Here is a 15947-nt window from a genome sequence, read left to right as displayed (position 1 = left end):
TTCTGCTCGCTCGTGCGGCCGGGTGTGGATGACTCGATCAGTCGGGCAAAGCGGCAGCGAACCGGGCGGCCACCGCGCGTACCTCGGCCAGCAGCTCGGGCCCTTCCTCCACCCGGAAGGGGAACGGCACAGTCGGCAGCCACTCCTGGGCGTACATCGCCGGGTTGCTGGTGCTGCCGAGCAGGACGCAGCCCGTACCCCGCACCTCGAGCCGACCCATCGGCGGCCGGATCCAGGGGGCGACCTCGGTCACGGACGCGTCGAAGACCACCCGGGTCGGGAACTCCCAGCCGGCGCCCAGGTTCTCCTCCAGCTGCGCGACCGGATCCAGGTCGTCGGGGAGATCGAACTCGGAATCGGTCTGGTGCACGGACCGAATCCGGTCCACCCGGTAGGTCCGGATGGCGGCCGCGCGGTGGGAGTGGCACAGCAGATACCAGCGCCCGTAGCGGACGACGACAGCCCACGGGTCGACCTCGGACTCCCACTCCCGGCCGCTCTCGCTCCGATACGTCACCAGCACGCGCCGCCGCGCAGCCACTGCGGTGACCAGGGCGCTGGTGGTCGCGGGGTCCGGGCGGGCGGAGTATCGGTCTGGCGCGGTCGAGGCGTGATCACGCAGGAAGGCGGCTTGGCGACCGACGGTCTCGGGCAGTGCGCGGATCACCTTGCTCAGCGCCGAGCCCACTAGGTCGTCGACGTCGGCCGCGGCGGGCTGGTTGTCGAGCACCGCCATCACCAGTCCCAGGGCCTCGGACTCGGTGAAGCTGACCGGCGGCAGCCGGGTGCCCCGTCCGAGCCGATAGCCCCCGTACGGCCCGCGGGTGGACTCCACCGGGATCCCGGCTTCGCGCAGGATGCCGACGTAGCGGCGGGCGGCCCGCTCCGTCACGCCGAGCCGATCGGCCAGCTCATCCGCCGTCGCTCCCGGCCGGTTCTGCAGGAACTCGAGCGTACGCAGGGCGCGGGCCGTGGGGCTCAGGTCGGAGGACACGAGAACACGGTAAACCGAAGCGCCACGAACCGGAAGCGGATCGTCCGGAATTGGTTCTAGCGTGACCGACATGACGGCATTCCACGAGCAAGATCTCAGCGAGGCCAGGTTTGAGCGGACGAGCCTTCGCGGGGCGACCTTCCACCAGGTGTTCTTCAATGACGCCACACTGAACCTCGTCGACTTCACCGGCGTCGAGGTACGGGGGGCGTACTTCCACCAGGTGCGAATGCGCGCCGTCGAGCTTTTCGACGTCACGATCACCGGCGAGCTGCACAACGTCATCGTCAACGGCGTCGACGTCGGCCCTCTGGTCGATGCCGAGCTGAACCGACGGACGCCCGAGCGTGCGCTGATGCGCCCCGACGACGCCGACGGGTTCCGCCTCGCCTGGTCGACGCTCGAGCGGCTGTGGGAGGGCACCGTGGCTCGGGCGCGGACGTTCGATGAGGCCGACCTGCATCGCAGCGTCGACGACGAGTGGTCGTTCATCCAGACCATGCGTCACCTCAGTTTCGCCAGCGCGGCATGGGGAGCGCGAATGGTGCTCGGGGAGGTGGCGCCGTGGGATCCGCTCGATCTGCCCTGGGACGAAGCGCCTGGCTGGGAGGGCATTCCCTGGGACCGGGACGCCCGGCCGTCGCTGGAAGAGACGCTGGCCCTCCGTCGGAAGCGGCAGGAGATGGTGCGCTCGATCATGGAATCACTGACGGACGAACAACTGGCGGGCACCGTGACCCGAATGGAGCCCGGCTGGCCACAGGTCGAGGACTTCCCGGTGAAGGAATGTCTGCGCATCATCCTCAATGAGGAGTGGGAACACCGCGCCTACGCCGAACGAGACCTGACCGCCCTAGAAGAAGGAAGTTGATCATGGACATTCTGCTGATCGCCGGCCTGTGGCTCGACGCCACCGCCTGGGACGATGTCGTCCCCGAACTGGAGCGGCTCGGCCACCGCCCCGTACCGATCACCCTGCCCGGCCAAGGGGACGGGGACACCGCAGCCACCCTGGACGACCAGGTCGCCGCCGTCGTCGCGGCGGTGGACGCCGCTTCCGGACAGCCCATAGTGGTGGGGCATTCCGCGGCCAGCAGTCTGGCCTGGGTCGCCGCCGATGCACGTCCGGAGAAGGTGGCCACGGTGGTGATGATCGGCGGCTTCCCAACCGCCGACGGCGAGACCTACGCCGACTTCTTTCCGTACGTGAACTCCGCGATGCCTTTCCCTGGTTGGGATCCGTTCGAAGGAGCGGACGCGGCTGACCTGGACGATGATGCCCGGCACCGATTCCAGGCGCGGACCGTCGCGGTGCCCGAGAGCGTGGCCACGGGGATCGTACGGCTGACCGACGAGCGGCGGCTGGACGTCCCGGTGGTGGTGGTCTGTCCGGAGTTCACGCCGGCGGAGGCACAGGAGTGGTTGGACGCCGGCGAGCTGCCGGAACTCGCTCGAGTGAAGAAGCTGGAGCTGGTGGACCTCGACTCGGGACACTGGCCGATGGTGTCGAAGCCGGCCGAGCTGGCGCGGCTCCTGGCGGCAGCGGTGCCCGTCTGACTACGGTGCCTTCGTCTTGTACATGTCGGCAACCTTGTAGTCCCGCTTGCCGCGAATCGTCTCCGGAATGGCGTCCGCGGTCTTGAGTGCTTTGCGCCGCTTGCTCTCGGAGTTGAGTGTCGCGTCGTTGTTCAAGGACGTGAACGTCTGCGCTGTATTCGTGGCAATCGTGATCAACTCGTTCACCACCTGCGCGGAGGCGCCCACGGAGGTCAGCGCAGCCTGCCCGGCTGCGGACTGCAGCCAGGTCACGTCGCCGCCGTATGCCTGCTGCTCAAAGGTCATCATGGTCTGGAAGTCCGCCGGGGCCGATCCGTTGTTGTTCGCGAACTGCGTCACGTGGTTGTCCTCGTGGCGCAGCACGAACAGCGCGTACGCCCGGACCTTGGCCAGACCAGTGCCCGACGGCGCAGTGTCGAAGATGTTGATCAAGCCAGGGATGTTCACGTAGACCCGGGTGGCACTGTTCGTCCACGCGAGGTAGTCGACCGCGACGAAGTCGGCGTGGTTGTCGTGCAACCGCATCGGCAGCAGATCCACACCCTGCAAGGGAATGCCCGCGGCAACGGCATCGGCGCGCATCATGGCCAGCAGAAGCTGCTCGCCGAACGACTTGACGATGGCGGCCCCGGTTCCGAGCGGGTCGGACAGACCCGGCCACGATGCGAGCGTCACCGGCACACCGAGCGCCGCCATCGTCTCACTCATCAGCCCGGGGGACACCGCGGCCGACTGGTCGGAATAGTCCAGCTCGCGCGGCCGCATCGACGGCCCGGGCATGAAGTCGGTCGATCCTTCGCTCGTACCGGATCCAGGTTGGGCTGCGCCAGAGCCCGTGAGGCCGCCTCCGGACGAGGTGACGCCTCGACGATCCAGATCGCGTCCCTGGTTGATCTTGGCGCCGTCCCCAGAGATCCCGGCACTACTGCCTGTGCCGCCGCCGTTGCTGCCCCCATTGCTCTTGGTGATCTTGAACATGTCCGCGGCGGCCTTGCCCATCTCGGTGGCCTGGGTGGTCGCGGCCTGGAAGTTGGCGCTGGCAATGCGTCCTGCCTCGGTCGCTGCATCCAGCGTGCCTGCCGAGGCAGCTTGGGCCGTGGCTTGGGTGCCGGTGAGTCCGCTCATGTCGCGGAACAGGTTCGCGCTGGCGAGTGCGCCCAGGCTCGCATTGAGCCCCGACGGATCCGGTAGCTGGGTGGGTCCCTGCACGGTGACGACGGGGGCGCCGAGCTGTCCAGGCCGAAGGTCTTCTGGTGTCGCACGGGTCCCGGTGGCGACGGGAGCGATCTCGGTGGGTCCGAACGGAATGGGGGAGTCCTGCCAGTTCCAGAACCGTGTGATGTCCAGCTTCTCGGCCGAGTTCGACCGACCGAGCACTGCCTCGGCGAACACGCCGCCCGTCGGGATGGGGATCAGGCGCGACTCCTGTCGCTGGAAGTCGATCTTGCGGTCCTTCACCACATCGCCCCAGGTGGCGAAGCCCGCCATACCGCTCGCGTCGGAGGTCTCGGCGGGCGCGCGCAGCACGAGGAAGTTTCCGGTCACCGCAATCGGGTTGGGTTCGACCTGGTCGGCGAGTGGTTTGCCGAGCCAGGTGAATCCCGACAGCAGCAACACCAGCGAGGCGGAGTCGAGGCGCTCGAGCACGGCGCGGGTGTAGTAGCCGCGGTTCGCCTGCAGGTGGCTGAGCAGCTCTTGGCGCCGGTCCGTGGCGTCGCCCTGCAGGAAGGCGGCCTTCTGCATGGCGGTACCGGGAACCAGCGAGACCGGGACGACGGCGATCGAGCGCTGGCCACCGGTGTCGTAGTGCAGCACCATCGACCCCTCAGCGACAGTGCCCGCGTCCCGGGCGACGTGAATCCCCTGCAGAGTCCGGAGCGGGATCGGCCGGGGGAAGTCGACCTGGTCTGTGGTCGGCGGCACGACGAACGTGCTCGCTTCTGCGGCCACGCCCGACTGGTCCACCCGAACCCGGTCGATCCCCACGTCTTCGAAGGCGATGGACACCAGGTTTGCGTCCCCGGGCAGCACCTCGACGATCGGACCGGGGCGGGTCACGGTGAACCGCGGCAGGACGCGTACCTTCTTCTCCGCTTCACCTGCACCGCTCTCTTCGGCGGTTCCGATGGTGCCCGAGACCTCGCCGCCCGTGCCGACACCGGATCCGGCCCGGGCCATCCGCATCGTCGCTGAGGCGAGATCGGCCTCGACCGCGGCGCCGACGGTGAGCGGCAGTGGGACCCGTACGCTGCTGCGTACCTCCACCCGGCCTTGATTATCGCGGAGCAGGTCGGCGGCGCGGGGTGTCAACGCCGCGGCGAGCAGCTGGCCACGGAAACGGGCGACGACGTCGGTGGCGTTGGGGCCGCTGAAGTCCAGCAGGTCGAACGGCACGAAGAGCGCTCGGACGAAGCTGTTGAGCTGCACAGACACGCGATAGATCTGCACCACCTCGTAGTACTGCACAGTGAGCGCGTGCATGTGGTTGTAGTTCGCGACAACGCGCGTACTCACTTGCTCGTGCTCGGTCTGGGAGATCTCCCGCACCGCGGTGGCGCGGCGGTTGCGTACCGAGGTGGCGTGCTGCTCGGTGCGGTCGTTGACCCGCTGCTCCATCTCGGCCATGACCGACCGCGAGCCGATCGACCAGGAGGCGCTGGTGGCCCGCGACTCGGTCTCGGACTTCTGGCTGGACGAGGAGCCGCCGGCGCCGAAGCCGAACGCGCCGACGGCGCTACCGATGGCGCCGGCGATCCCGCCACCGACGCTCGCCGCGAACCCGCTCGCGCTGCTCGTCGACTTCGCCCACCCGGTCGCGATCGACCCGCCGGACTGCATCTCGTCCGCCACCGCGTTCTGCACCTCACTGATCGCGCGCGCATGGCTGGTGGAGTTGTCCAGGCTTTCGCGCTCATCGATGCTCTCAGTGGCGGTGGTCGACGTGCGCCGCGACCAGTCGATCACGGCGATCCGGGTCGCCTCGCCCGGGGCGAGGGCGAGGGAGTGCAGCATGTGTCCGAGCGTCACCGCCTGGGCGAACCAGGACTGGGCGTACGTGGCCAAGGCGCCGACCGCCGGCGTGCCGAACCCCAGGCCGCCGGTGACGAGCGACGCGAGTGAGATCGGCGCGGCGAGCGGAGTCTGGTTGGCGGGGGGGTCGACGCCGAGCATGACCAGGGTGTCGTAGTAGACCCGCTCGGTCGGGAAGTCGCCGAACTTGGGCCGGAGCTCCTCGACGTTCTCCTCACCGACGTCGCCCAGGTCGGTGCCGAGGGCCAGACTGACGAGGTCGTGCGCAGTCTGCCGCGGCGGCCACAGGGCGAAGTCCCGAATCGTGGGAGCTTCCAGCGCCGATGCCAGCGCCGTGGCGACGCTCGCCGACAACCCGTCGAGGCGGTCCAGGGGCAGATCGGGCACTTCAGACGCAGGTACGCCGGCCCCGGCCGGTCCAAGCACGTCGGCGGCGAGAAGGGACAAGTCCGATCCGGCTGCGGCGATGGCGGAGGACGCCCGGGCGAACACCGACGACGAGCCGAGGTCGAAGATGGTCTCGATGTTGATCGAGGCCAGTGCGGTGGCCGCTGCCTGGCCGACGCCGAGCAGCTCCGTCACCGGCTGCTCCACCAGCTCCCGCAGACTCAGTGCCGCGCTCGATGCCCGTACTGACGTGGATGTCGTCGCCATGTCGGCCTCCCCGGTGAGCCCGCGGACGCGCACGTCGGTGTGTACGTCCGTACGGCAGAGGCCCGAGGTGCTCGGCCGGAGCAGCGAGGATCTGCCCGATGGGCACACGGTACCGCTGCGTGATGATGACCGCCAGAGTTAGCGAAAGCCTGCCGTGCCCGGTGTCATCCTGGTTGCCGGCTGATCAGGCGTACCGCAAGGGATCAGGGGGTCGGGTCCTCGGAACCGGTCTGGTCGTCGGCGTCCTGGGAGTGGATCTCGTCGGTCTCGGCCTGGTCGGACTGGCCGATGGTGCCGTCCGGCCGCTCCTCAGCCGGGGCGGTCATGGTGGGCTCGGCGTCCTGGTCGGACTCATCTGGTGTCTTGTCACTCATGTTCCCTCTCTACTCCTTGACTGAGGCCTCACGCAACAGGCCGGTATAGGGATGGTCGGCCGACCGTGCGCCGTGCTGTCGTCGTGTCGCCCAAACTTCGATGTTGTGCAATCCCAGGGCGACCCGAATTTGTTTTGTCGAACTCTGGCATGAGTGCGTCGGCGACGGCTCCGGGAGGTTTACACTCCCGTCAGGGGGTGGGCAGTCTTGGACATCGCAGAGCTGGTCCGCCAGCACTACAGCGGTGACGACCTTGCGACGGGCGTCCTCACTGCGGTGGCAGCTCCTCGCCCGGACTCGGCATCGGTCACTGTAGGGGATCTCGCCGCAGTCGATCAGCTGCACGCTGGCGGTCCGGCAGCCACCCGATACTTGTTTCAGCAGATGGGCTTGGGTCCGGGGATGCGGCTGCTTGATGTCGGCAGCGGCATCGGCGGACCCGCGCGCGTGGCCGCCGCCGAGTTCGGATGCTCGGTGCTCGGCGTCGATCTCTCGCCCGACTTTGTCCTGGCGGCCGAGCGGCTGACGAGCGTCGTGGGGCTGGCCTCTTCGGCCGAGTTCCTGGTGGCATCGGCGGCAGACACTCGGTTGCCGGACGCCTCCTTCGACCGTGCGAGCCTGATTCACGTCGGGATGAATGTTCCCAACAAGGCCGACCTGTTCGCCGAGGTGCATCGGGTGTCGAATGCAGGCGGGATCTTCGGTCTGTATGAGCAGATGCGGACGGGACCGGGGAACCTGACATACCCGCTACCGTGGGCGATTGATGAGCGATCGTCCTTCGTGGCCAGCGTTGACGAATATGTTCGTGATTTGAGCTCAGCCGGGTTCAACGTGGTGCGGGAGGAGAACCGGATGGCTGCCATCGCTGCTGCTGGGTCGCCTTCCGGCGGTCTGGATCAGGCAGCAGTGTTCGGTCCCGTATTCGCGGAACGCATCAGCAACAATCTCGCTGCTGCCCGTGGAGGCATGCTCGCGCCGATCCTGCTGCTCGCGGTAGCCGAGTAGAGGCACGCGGACAACTCGGCGCGCCGCTCAAGTGCCGAGGGCGACAGGGCTCTGTGCCGAGCGAATATCGGGACTCAACGTAGAGCTAGACGAGAGCCGGTCCCGGACGGCACCGGCTATGCCGACTCCACGCACTCGTGTCGCGCCGCCGGGCTCAGCGTTAAGGCGTCTCGCTCAGACCCCTCAGCGACAGTCGAAAGGTCTTCTTCTATGTGCACCAGCACCGCGGTATGGATGCGCACTGCAGCCACCGGCCGGGTTCTAGTCCTGTCGCACGCGGCCACCGCCGTGTCTTCAGATCTGCACCCAACTGACGATGATCAAGCGGTGGTCGCGCCCACGTCCCAGACCGCCGCACGGTTCATGAAGACCGACTGGAGCACTAGCCAAATTTGACTAGTATGGGAATCTGCAGTACGTTCCGCAATGCTGGCTGACCTCAGCCAGGAAATCCCGAGGGGGAACTCGGTGAAGTCCGTACGGCTGCTGGTGCTCGGCGCATTGCGCCGCCGAGGACGCGCGCACGGTTATCAGGTCCGCGCGGACCTGGAGGCGTGGGGCGCGCACGAGTGGTCCACCGCCACGTCTGGCTCGATCTACCATGCGCTCAAGAGCATGGCCGGACAGGGATTGCTGGTCACGCACCAGACGGTCCCCTCGGACGCCGGAGGCCCGCCGCGAATCGAATACCAGCTGACCGGGAAGGGCGACGAGGAGTATTTCGCCCTGCTGCGCCAGGCCCTTTCCGACCGCCAACCGAGCTTGGACGTGCTGGGCGCCGCCGTCGGCCTGATCGAGGATCTGCCCCGCGATGAGGCTCTGCAGATGCTCCGCGAGCGAGCGCGTGCGATGGACGAGTGGCGCGAGAGCATCACCACACACCTGCCCACGAGCACTGACCTGGACACCTGGGGCCCGGTCGGCGAGGTCCTGACGCTGTGGTTGACCACCGCCGACTACGGCGCCACCTGGACCCATCGGCTGATCCGCCGCCTGGAAGACGGCGTATTCACCATGGCCGGCGAGTCCCCCGCACCGACCGAAGAGCGCTGACCGCAACCGCCCTATCGAAACGGAGGATCCATGGCCAACGAGATCACCGTGCCGCTGCTCCCTTGCCGGTCGATCGATGAGATCGTCGAGTTCTACACCATGCTGGGCTTCGACCGGACCTACTACCAGCTCCGCCCGTATCCGTGCGTGGGCCTGCAGCGAGAAGACCTCCAGCTGCAGTTCTTCGGCATGCCGGACTTCAGACCCGAGGACTCCTACGGCAGTTGCGTGGTCCTCGTGCCCGACACCGCGGCGCTGTTCGAGGCGTTCGCCGCCGGCATGCGCAAGGCCCACGGCAAGCTCCTGGTCTCCGGCATCCCGCGGATGACCAGGCCACGCAAGCGGAAGAACGCCGGTGACGCCGCCGGCTTCTCGGTCATCGACCCCGGCGGCAACTGGATCCGGATCTTCCACCACACCGCCGCGGCGGACGACAGCGCCGACGAACCGGCCAGCCAACTTGCGAAGGCGATGCGGAACGCCGTCGTGCTGGGCGACTCCAAGGGCGACACCCGGCAGGCCGCCCGGATCCTGGACGGCGCACTGACCAGAGACCGTGGGTCGGCGCCGGTCACCGACCTGCTGGAAGCCCTGGCCTATCGCGCCGAGCTCGCACTCCGTGCCGAAGACACCATCGCCGCTCGCGACGCCCTCGCCAGGGCACGAGCGCTCACCCTCTCCGAAGCCGAGCGCGAGAAGCTCGGCGAGACCCTAGCCGCCCTCGACGACCAGGAGGCCGTCCTCCTCGACCGACCGTGAGTCGCTGGCACTCCACCCGTGGTTCGTGCGGCGCTGGCCTAGCAGGATTGACTCCCGACGCGCGGCCATGACGTGGAACGTGCACGCCGCACTGTTCGAGGAGGCCCTCGAGGCGGTATCTGATCGCCTGGGCGCAACGCCGTCGCGAAAGCCTCTGTGTCCTCTGTGTGCGGCGCCCCCAGCAGGATTCGAACCTGCGACACAAGGTTTAGGAAACCTTTGCTCTATCCCCTGAGCTATGGGGGCCAGGACGGGAGCGTACCCGACGACCAAGGGTGGCGCCGTCTCGTATCGCCTACGGTGCCGACGCTGCGCAGCGGAGTCAACCTCCCCGGAGTCGATCGGTTTCGGCGCCGACTGGCGCCGGAGATGGCTAGGTTGGCCTGCACCAGTCGCAGCGCGGTGGACGGAGGTCGCGGATGGAGCTCCTGGTCGGCGGGCGGGACGCGGACATCTTCCGTTACGCGCCCGGACTCGTCGTACGCCGCTATCGAGACGGCCGGTCGGCGGAGCGGGAGTTCCTGCTGATGCGCAACCTCGCCGAGCTGGGCTATCCCGTGCCCGAGGTCAGGTCGGTGTCGGGGCCGGACCTAGTCATGGAGCACATCACGGGCAGCACCCTCGCCGAGGCGATCCTGGCCGGTCAGATGTCTCCGGCGGACGCTGGTGCGGTGATGGCTGAGCTGCTGCATGATCTCCACCGTCTGCCCTGGCCGGATCGTGCGGATGGTGGGTCCTGCCTGCATCTGGACCTCCATCCGCTCAACGTGATGGTCGCCGCAGCCGGGCCGGTGGTGATCGACTGGACCAACGCGCGGTCGGGGCCGCCTGCGCTGGATGTGGCGATGAGCGCCCTCATCCTGGCGCAGGTCGCCGTGACCCCGGGGGCGGAGACCGGCCTCGTCGACTCTCCGGCGAACCTCGCCGAGCAGCTCCGGCAGTGCCTCGTCGGCTTCGCCGAGACGGCCGGCGCCTCGTACGTGCCCTACTTGGTGGAGGCGGAGGCCATTCGCCGCCAGGACCGCTACCAAAGCCAACTCGAGCGCGAGCACCTCGCCGAGGCGGTCAGCCTGGCCCGGTCGGTGGCGCCGGTTCCGTGACGCGTCGAGTGGGCTGATCGCGCCTTTCGTATGGGCTGCGGACGCAGACCGGCGGGCGTAACGTCGACAGGATTCCGGCTTGGACTGCAAAGGAGCAGACATGACCATTCCCCGTTTCACTCGCAACCGGCCCGGCGTGCTGACGCTGGCCCTGGCCATGTCGTTGGGCGGGGGATTGGTCGCCATCACCGTCAGCGCCTCCGCGGCCCCGACGAACAACGGCTGCTCCTTCAATCGCAACGATCTCGACCTCAACGGCGACGGGTTCGATGACGCCGTCGTCGGCGATCCGTACGCCACCGTCAACGGGCGGGCCCAGGCCGGCGCGGTGTACGTCCTCTTCGGGGACGCCGACGGGCGGATCGGGGAGGGTCAGCGGCGCGTCCTGACCCAGGCCTCGGTGGCTGGATCCAGCGCCGAGGCGGGCGACCACTTCGGCTGGTCGATCGCCGTCGACGACGCCACCGGCGACGGTTGTGCCGACATCATGGTGGGCTCGCCGGACGAGGACTGGGGTGACCACCCCGACGCCGGGATCGTCCACCTCATCTCCTACACCCCCGACGCCGAAGGTGGTCCCGGCACCGCCCGGACCGTCTCCCGGTTCAGCCAGGCCAACGTCGGCGGGATCGTCGAGACCGGCGACAAGTTCGGCACCACGGTGGCCATCGGCGACGCGGGCGGGGCCGACGCGTCCACCCTCGCCGTCGGCTCGCCCGGGGAGGACATCGGCGCTGCGGTCGACGCCGGCGCGGTGCACGTCTTCGAGGGCGGCGAGGATGGCGTGGGGGTCGGCACCGAGCGGATCCAGGGCACGGCGCTGCCGGGCACGCCCGAGTCGGGCGACCGGTTCGGCGCCTCGCTGCTGATCGCGCAGCTGCACCCGCGCAACGTCGACGAGGACGGTTCGTTCGAGGGCACCGACTGGGTGTTCGTGGCTGGGGCGCCTGGCGACGCGGTCTCCGATGCCGGCTCACAGACCCTGGTGGACGGCGCCGGGTCCGTGACGCTGTGGGACGAGGTCACCGGCTACCGTGAGCTGGTGACCCAGAACTCGCCGACCGTGCCGGGCACGGCCGAGGCCGGCGACCAGTTCGGCTACAGCATCGCCGTCGGCGAGACGCGGCGGCTCAACTCCGACAGCGCGCGGCTGGACCTCGCGGTCGGGACACCGGGGGAGGACGTCGGCTCCGCCCGAGACGCCGGTCTGGTGGTGCTGCTCGAGAGTGAGCTCACCGGCATCCGCGGCCGGCTGGGACTGTCGCAGAACAGCCCCGGCGTGGACGGCGGCGCCGAGGCCGGTGACCGGTTCGGGCACGCGGTCGCCCTGCGCCCGACCCGGGGCGAGGTCAGCATGATCGTCTCCGCACCGTACGAGGATCTGGGCTCGGCCGCCGACGCCGGACTGGTCCAGATCTTCGCCCTCGGTGACACCGATGCCGAGGTGGTCGGGGTCCGCTCCTATTCGGAGAACAGCGCCGGGACCCCCGGCACGGTCGCCGACGGCAACCGTTTCGGTCTCGCCGTCGCCGCCGCCGAGGGCACCCGGGAGTCGATCTTCGCGATCGCCAGTCCCTACCAGGGCGCCGGCTCGGTGTTCCTGGTCCAGACCGACGGCAGCACCCGGGCCTGGGTGCCGGGACGGGGCGGCATCCCGGCGGGCAGTGGACAGTTCGGCCGGATCTTGGCGGGACTGGAGATCGGTTGAGCGAGGACATCGCGTCCGCGGAGCTGCCCGAGGGCGTACGACGGATGCTCGCCGCCGCGGCCGAGCGACAGCTTCCGGTGACCGTACGTCCGCGGCCGGCCGCCACCAGCCTGGCCGAGGCCGCCTCGCTGCTCGGGATCGAGCCGGGCGACATCGCCAAGACCCTGGTGGTGAAGCGGTCCGGGCACGGGTTCTTGTTCGCAGTGGTCGGAGGTGACGCCCAGATCGCCTGGCCCAAGCTGCGGGCTGTGGTCGGGGCCAACAAGCTGGCCATGCCTACGCCCGAGGTGGCGCTGGAGGCGACGGGCTACGAACGCGGCACCATCACCCCGATCGGCTCGCACACCGACTGGCCGCTGGTCGTGGATGAGCGCCTGGTCGGTCGCCGAGTGGCGATGGGAGCGGGCGGACACGGCTACAGCGCGTTCGTCGCCGTCGACGACCTCGTCCGCGCCTACGCCGCCACGGTGGCCGACATCGCAACCTAGACTCCTCGCCATGTCGCAACCTGGAGCCCCGAGCCGGATCGTCCTGGCCCTGATCTGGCTCCTCCTCGGCGCCGTCATGATCGGGGTCCCGGTCTGGGTCGGCTGGACCGGGTGGCGGGCGGTGCTGGCGGGCCATCCGCTGGACCTGGCCCTGCTGCTTGCCTCCGGGCTGATCGGCATCGTGGCCGTCGTTTGGGCCGCCGGCTCCCTGGTGCTGGGCGACCGGCTGGACCGGGAGGACGCCCGCGCTCGGCGCACGCGCACCCCGGCACAGCTGCGGCGTCGGGCCAACCGCCGGATCCTGCTTGCCGTCCCAGCCCTGGTCGTCTGCACAGTTCTGGTGGGCGCGCTGGCGTACGCCCGGCCGCTACCGGCCAGTGCGGCGGCGGTCGCCGCGACCCGCTCGTCGGACACCGTCCGCTACGGCGACCGGCTGACCTGGTTCGAGCTGGCGCCGACTCGGGTCGACAAGGCCGGCAACGCGATCCGGCCGACCACGGCGTTCGTCTTCGCCCCCGGCGCGCGGGTCGACCCGCGGGCGTACGCTCCCGTGCTCCGGCCGCTGGCGGAGGCCGGCTATCTGGTGGTGGTGCTGAAGGAGCCGCTCGGCTTCTCCCTGCTGGACACCGACCACCCCCAGCGTGTCCTTGACGTGCACCCGGAGATCACCACCTGGGCGGTCGGCGGCCACTCACTCGGTGGGGTGGCTGCCGCCACCTTCGCTGCTGACCACCCGTCGGTGAAAGGGCTGGTGCTGTTCGCCTCCTATCCGGCGACCAGGATCGAGCGCACCGACCTGAAGGTGGTGTCGCTGTCCGGCACCGCCGACGGACTCTCCACCCCGGCGAAGATCGAGGCGGCCAAGACCGACCTGCCGCCCGACACCCAGTACGTGGTGCTGGAGGGGGTGGTGCACGCCGACTTCGGCGACTATGGCGAGCAGCGCGGGGACGGCATCCCCACGGTTCCCCGCGACGTCGCTCAGCAGCAGATCGTCAAGGCCACGGCTGCGTTCTTGGCCTCGCTGGCGCCCCGCGGCAAGAAGTGACCGACGAGGCACCGAGTGGATTCGTCGCGGCGGGCCATACGATCGAGGGCATGAGCGCGAACGGACTGAGACTTGCCCAGGAGAAGATGGCGGCCGCAGGAGTGCACCAGCAGGCCATCGACGTCTTCACGCACTACTACCGCGAGCTGGAGAACGGCGCCACGGGCGTGATTCCCGAGGACACGATCACGCCGCTGGACAACCCGCCGCTGCTGTCCGACGTCACCATCTCCGACGAGGACGCCCGCGCCGCCTTCGCGAAGACGGTGATCATCAAGCTCAACGGCGGGCTCGGCACCTCGATGGGAATGGACAAGGCCAAGTCGCTGCTGCCGGTCCGCAACGGCAAGTCGTTCCTCGACCTCATCGTCGGCCAGGTCCGCAGCGCGCGGCAGACGTACGACGTGGCGCTGCCGTTGATCTTCATGAACAGCTTCCGTACCTCGGCCGACACCCTCGCCGCGCTGGAGCACTACGACGACCTCGAGGTGGAAGGGCTGGGGCTGGAGTTCATGCAGAACTCCGAGCCCAAGCTTCGGGTCGACGACCTGACCCCGGTGGAGTGGCCGGCCGACCCGTCGCTGGAGTGGTGCCCGCCCGGCCACGGGGACCTCTACACCGCCCTGGGCTCGTCGGGTCTGCTGGAGCGGCTGCTGGCCGCGGGCTATCGCTATGCCTCGGTGTCCAACTCCGACAACCTCGGAGCCGCCCCCGACGCCACCATCGCCGGGTGGTTCGCCGGCAGCGGTGCCCCGTACGCGGCCGAGATCTGCCGCCGTACCGCCGCGGACCGCAAGGGCGGACACCTGGCCATCCGCAAGGCCGACTCCCAGCTGATCCTGCGCGACACGGCGCAGACGCCGGCCGAGGAGATGGACTACTTCACCGACGAGCACCGGCACCCGTACTTCCACACCAACAACCTGTGGTTCGACCTGGAGGTGCTCGCGGCGACCCTGGCGGAGCGGAAGTCGGTGCTCGGGCTGCCGCTGATCAAGAACGTGAAGACCGTCGACCCGGCCGACTCCACCTCGCCCGAGGTGGTGCAGATCGAAACCGCCATGGGGTCGGCGATCGAGGTCTTCGAGGGGGCCACCGCCATCGGGGTGGGGCGTGAGCGGTTCCTGCCGGTGAAGACCACCAACGACCTGCTGCTGCTGCGGTCGGACGTCTACGAGGTCGGCGAGGACGGCCGGCTGTCCAAGGTGGCCGACCCGGTGCCGCTGGTGGATCTGGACAGCGCCTATTACAAGCGGATCAACGACTTCGAGCGCCGGTTCGCCGCCGGTGCGCCGTCGTTGAAGGAGGCGTCCCGGCTCACCGTGGCCGGCGACTGGACTTTCGAGTCCCCGGTCACCGTGCGGGGCGAGGGCCGGCTGACGGCCGACGGCTCACCCGGCACGGTGCCGGCGGGAACGGTGCTCGGCGCCGACTAGCGGCGCGGCGCGGTCTTCTCAGACGAAGGTGACGACCTCGTCGAAGTCGAGCCGGGGTAGCCGAGGCCGGAACGAGTTCTCGGTGGGGTGGCCGATGTTGACCACCAGCAGGGCGTGGTGGCGGCCGTCGGGGAAGAACTCCTGGCTGACCGCGTCGGCGTCGAAGCCGCCCATCGGCCCGGCCGCGAGGCCGGCGGCGCGGACGCCGACGATGAAGTAGCCGGCCTGCAGCAGAGCGCTCGTCCTGGCTGTCTCGAGCCGGGACGGCTCGTGCGTGAACGCCTCGCGGGCGCCCGGGAAGACCGGGAAGATCTTCGGCAGCTCGTCGTGGAAGTCGGCGTCGGCGGCGAGGACGGCGACCAGCGGGGCGGCGGCGGTCTTGGCCTGGTTGCCCTCGCTCATCAGCGGCACCAGCCGGTCGCGCGCGTCGCCCTGGCGGACCAGGACGACCCGCAGCGGCTGGCTGTTCATCGCGGTCGGGGCCCACTTGATCAGCTCGTAGACCGCCCGCATCTGTGTCTCGGTCACCGGCTCGTCGGCGAAGGCGTTGGCGGTACGGCCTTCGGTGAACAGCAACCGCTGGGCGTCGGGGGACAGGACCAGGGCACCCAGGTCTGCTTCCAGCTCCGCCAGGGCGTTCTGTTCGTCAGTGATTGAAGTCATGACAGTTGAAGCGGTAATACTTTCCACCCTATTCCGATCTAACCGGTGATCTCGGTCACCGCTGCCACCGCCGGG

At 69.1% G+C, this 15947-nt stretch carries 14 protein-coding genes and 1 tRNA gene; 10 read left to right on the top strand and 5 right to left on the bottom strand.

Annotated features, from left to right (window positions below; all coding sequences use genetic code 11):
• Positions 1-37: 37 nt before the first annotated feature.
• A complete protein-coding gene (locus tag AC1XX3_RS08840; RefSeq protein WP_483320716.1) occupies positions 38-994 on the bottom strand; it encodes a helix-turn-helix transcriptional regulator in 957 nt (318 codons plus the stop codon).
• Between the two features lie 70 nt (positions 995-1064).
• Here AC1XX3_RS08840 and AC1XX3_RS08835 point away from each other — a divergent pair, with 70 nt between their 5' ends.
• Both AC1XX3_RS08835 and AC1XX3_RS08830 read left to right on the top strand, forming a co-directional pair.
• Positions 1065-1865, top strand: coding sequence for a DinB family protein (locus AC1XX3_RS08835; protein WP_483321172.1), 801 nt, complete (start codon positions 1065-1067; stop codon positions 1863-1865).
• Between the two features lie 2 nt (positions 1866-1867).
• A complete protein-coding gene (locus AC1XX3_RS08830; RefSeq protein ID WP_483320715.1) occupies positions 1868-2551 on the top strand; it encodes an alpha/beta fold hydrolase in 684 nt (227 codons plus the stop codon).
• On the opposite strand, the gene AC1XX3_RS08825 is transcribed toward AC1XX3_RS08830, so the two are convergent.
• The gene (locus AC1XX3_RS08825; RefSeq protein ID WP_483320714.1) at positions 2552-6235 is read right to left on the bottom strand and encodes a hypothetical protein; all 3684 of its coding nucleotides are present in this window, start codon (positions 6233-6235) and stop codon (positions 2552-2554) included.
• Between the two features lie 203 nt (positions 6236-6438).
• Positions 6439-6609 (bottom strand): hypothetical protein, encoded by a 171-nt coding sequence (locus AC1XX3_RS08820; protein WP_483320713.1) that lies wholly within the window; start codon positions 6607-6609, stop codon positions 6439-6441.
• A 207-nt stretch (positions 6610-6816) separates the two neighbouring features.
• Between AC1XX3_RS08820 and AC1XX3_RS08815 the strand changes: the two genes are divergently transcribed.
• From AC1XX3_RS08815 to AC1XX3_RS08805, 3 genes are all read left to right on the top strand, one after another.
• Positions 6817-7617: an SAM-dependent methyltransferase gene (locus AC1XX3_RS08815; protein ID WP_483320712.1), complete on the top strand. Its 801-nt coding sequence runs from the start codon at positions 6817-6819 to the stop codon at positions 7615-7617.
• 468 nt (positions 7618-8085) lie between these two features.
• The gene (locus AC1XX3_RS08810) at positions 8086-8670 is read left to right on the top strand and encodes a PadR family transcriptional regulator (protein ID WP_483320711.1); all 585 of its coding nucleotides are present in this window, start codon (positions 8086-8088) and stop codon (positions 8668-8670) included.
• 30 nt (positions 8671-8700) lie between these two features.
• Positions 8701-9429, top strand: coding sequence for a VOC family protein (locus tag AC1XX3_RS08805; protein ID WP_483320710.1), 729 nt, complete (start codon positions 8701-8703; stop codon positions 9427-9429).
• A gap of 173 nt (positions 9430-9602) precedes the next feature.
• Here AC1XX3_RS08805 and AC1XX3_RS08800 read toward each other — a convergent pair.
• Positions 9603-9675 (bottom strand) — tRNA-Arg (locus AC1XX3_RS08800).
• A gap of 173 nt (positions 9676-9848) precedes the next feature.
• Between AC1XX3_RS08800 and AC1XX3_RS08795 the strand changes: the two genes are divergently transcribed.
• From AC1XX3_RS08795 to AC1XX3_RS08775, 5 genes are all read left to right on the top strand, one after another.
• On the top strand, positions 9849-10529 hold the full coding sequence (locus tag AC1XX3_RS08795) for a phosphotransferase (protein WP_483320709.1): 681 nt from the start codon (positions 9849-9851) through the stop codon (positions 10527-10529).
• 100 nt (positions 10530-10629) lie between these two features.
• Entirely contained in the window at positions 10630-12237 is a 1608-nt protein-coding gene (locus tag AC1XX3_RS08790) for an FG-GAP repeat domain-containing protein (protein WP_483320708.1), read from the top strand.
• Positions 12234-12725, top strand: a complete 492-nt coding sequence (locus AC1XX3_RS08785) for an aminoacyl-tRNA deacylase (RefSeq protein ID WP_483320707.1) — start codon at positions 12234-12236, stop codon at positions 12723-12725. Before AC1XX3_RS08790 ends, AC1XX3_RS08785 begins: the two co-directional genes overlap by 4 nt.
• 10 nt (positions 12726-12735) lie before the next feature.
• The gene (locus AC1XX3_RS08780) at positions 12736-13773 is read left to right on the top strand and encodes an alpha/beta hydrolase (protein WP_483320706.1); all 1038 of its coding nucleotides are present in this window, start codon (positions 12736-12738) and stop codon (positions 13771-13773) included.
• Positions 13774-13823: 50 nt separating this feature from the next.
• Positions 13824-15209 (top strand): UTP--glucose-1-phosphate uridylyltransferase, encoded by a 1386-nt coding sequence (locus AC1XX3_RS08775; protein ID WP_483320705.1) that lies wholly within the window; start codon positions 13824-13826, stop codon positions 15207-15209.
• A gap of 18 nt (positions 15210-15227) precedes the next feature.
• Here AC1XX3_RS08775 and AC1XX3_RS08770 read toward each other — a convergent pair whose 3' ends face one another.
• Complete coding sequence (locus AC1XX3_RS08770) at positions 15228-15872, bottom strand: malonic semialdehyde reductase (RefSeq protein ID WP_483320704.1); 645 nt, start codon at positions 15870-15872, stop codon at positions 15228-15230.
• Positions 15873-15947 lie beyond the last annotated feature (75 nt).

Source organism: Microlunatus sp. M237 (genome assembly GCF_056896895.1).
Note: the sequence above shows the minus strand (reverse complement) of the source record. Positions and strands in the feature narration are given on the sequence as shown.

What these genes read in the sequence shown, in the direction of transcription:
- AC1XX3_RS08835 (WP_483321172.1), top strand. Translation starts at nt 1,065, where the DNA reads ATGACGGCATTCCACGAGCAAGATCTCAGCGAGGCCAGGTTTGAGCGG.
- AC1XX3_RS08830 (WP_483320715.1), top strand. Translation starts at nt 1,868, where the DNA reads ATGGACATTCTGCTGATCGCCGGCCTGTGGCTCGACGCCACCGCCTGG.
- AC1XX3_RS08825 (WP_483320714.1), bottom strand. Translation starts at nt 6,235, where the DNA reads ATGGCGACGACATCCACGTCAGTACGGGCATCGAGCGCGGCACTGAGT.
- AC1XX3_RS08820 (WP_483320713.1), bottom strand. Translation starts at nt 6,609, where the DNA reads ATGAGTGACAAGACACCAGATGAGTCCGACCAGGACGCCGAGCCCACC.
- AC1XX3_RS08805 (WP_483320710.1), top strand. Translation starts at nt 8,701, where the DNA reads ATGGCCAACGAGATCACCGTGCCGCTGCTCCCTTGCCGGTCGATCGAT.
- AC1XX3_RS08795 (WP_483320709.1), top strand. Translation starts at nt 9,849, where the DNA reads ATGGAGCTCCTGGTCGGCGGGCGGGACGCGGACATCTTCCGTTACGCG.
- AC1XX3_RS08790 (WP_483320708.1), top strand. Translation starts at nt 10,630, where the DNA reads ATGACCATTCCCCGTTTCACTCGCAACCGGCCCGGCGTGCTGACGCTG.
- AC1XX3_RS08780 (WP_483320706.1), top strand. Translation starts at nt 12,736, where the DNA reads ATGTCGCAACCTGGAGCCCCGAGCCGGATCGTCCTGGCCCTGATCTGG.
- AC1XX3_RS08775 (WP_483320705.1), top strand. Translation starts at nt 13,824, where the DNA reads ATGAGCGCGAACGGACTGAGACTTGCCCAGGAGAAGATGGCGGCCGCA.
- AC1XX3_RS08770 (WP_483320704.1), bottom strand. Translation starts at nt 15,872, where the DNA reads ATGACTTCAATCACTGACGAACAGAACGCCCTGGCGGAGCTGGAAGCA.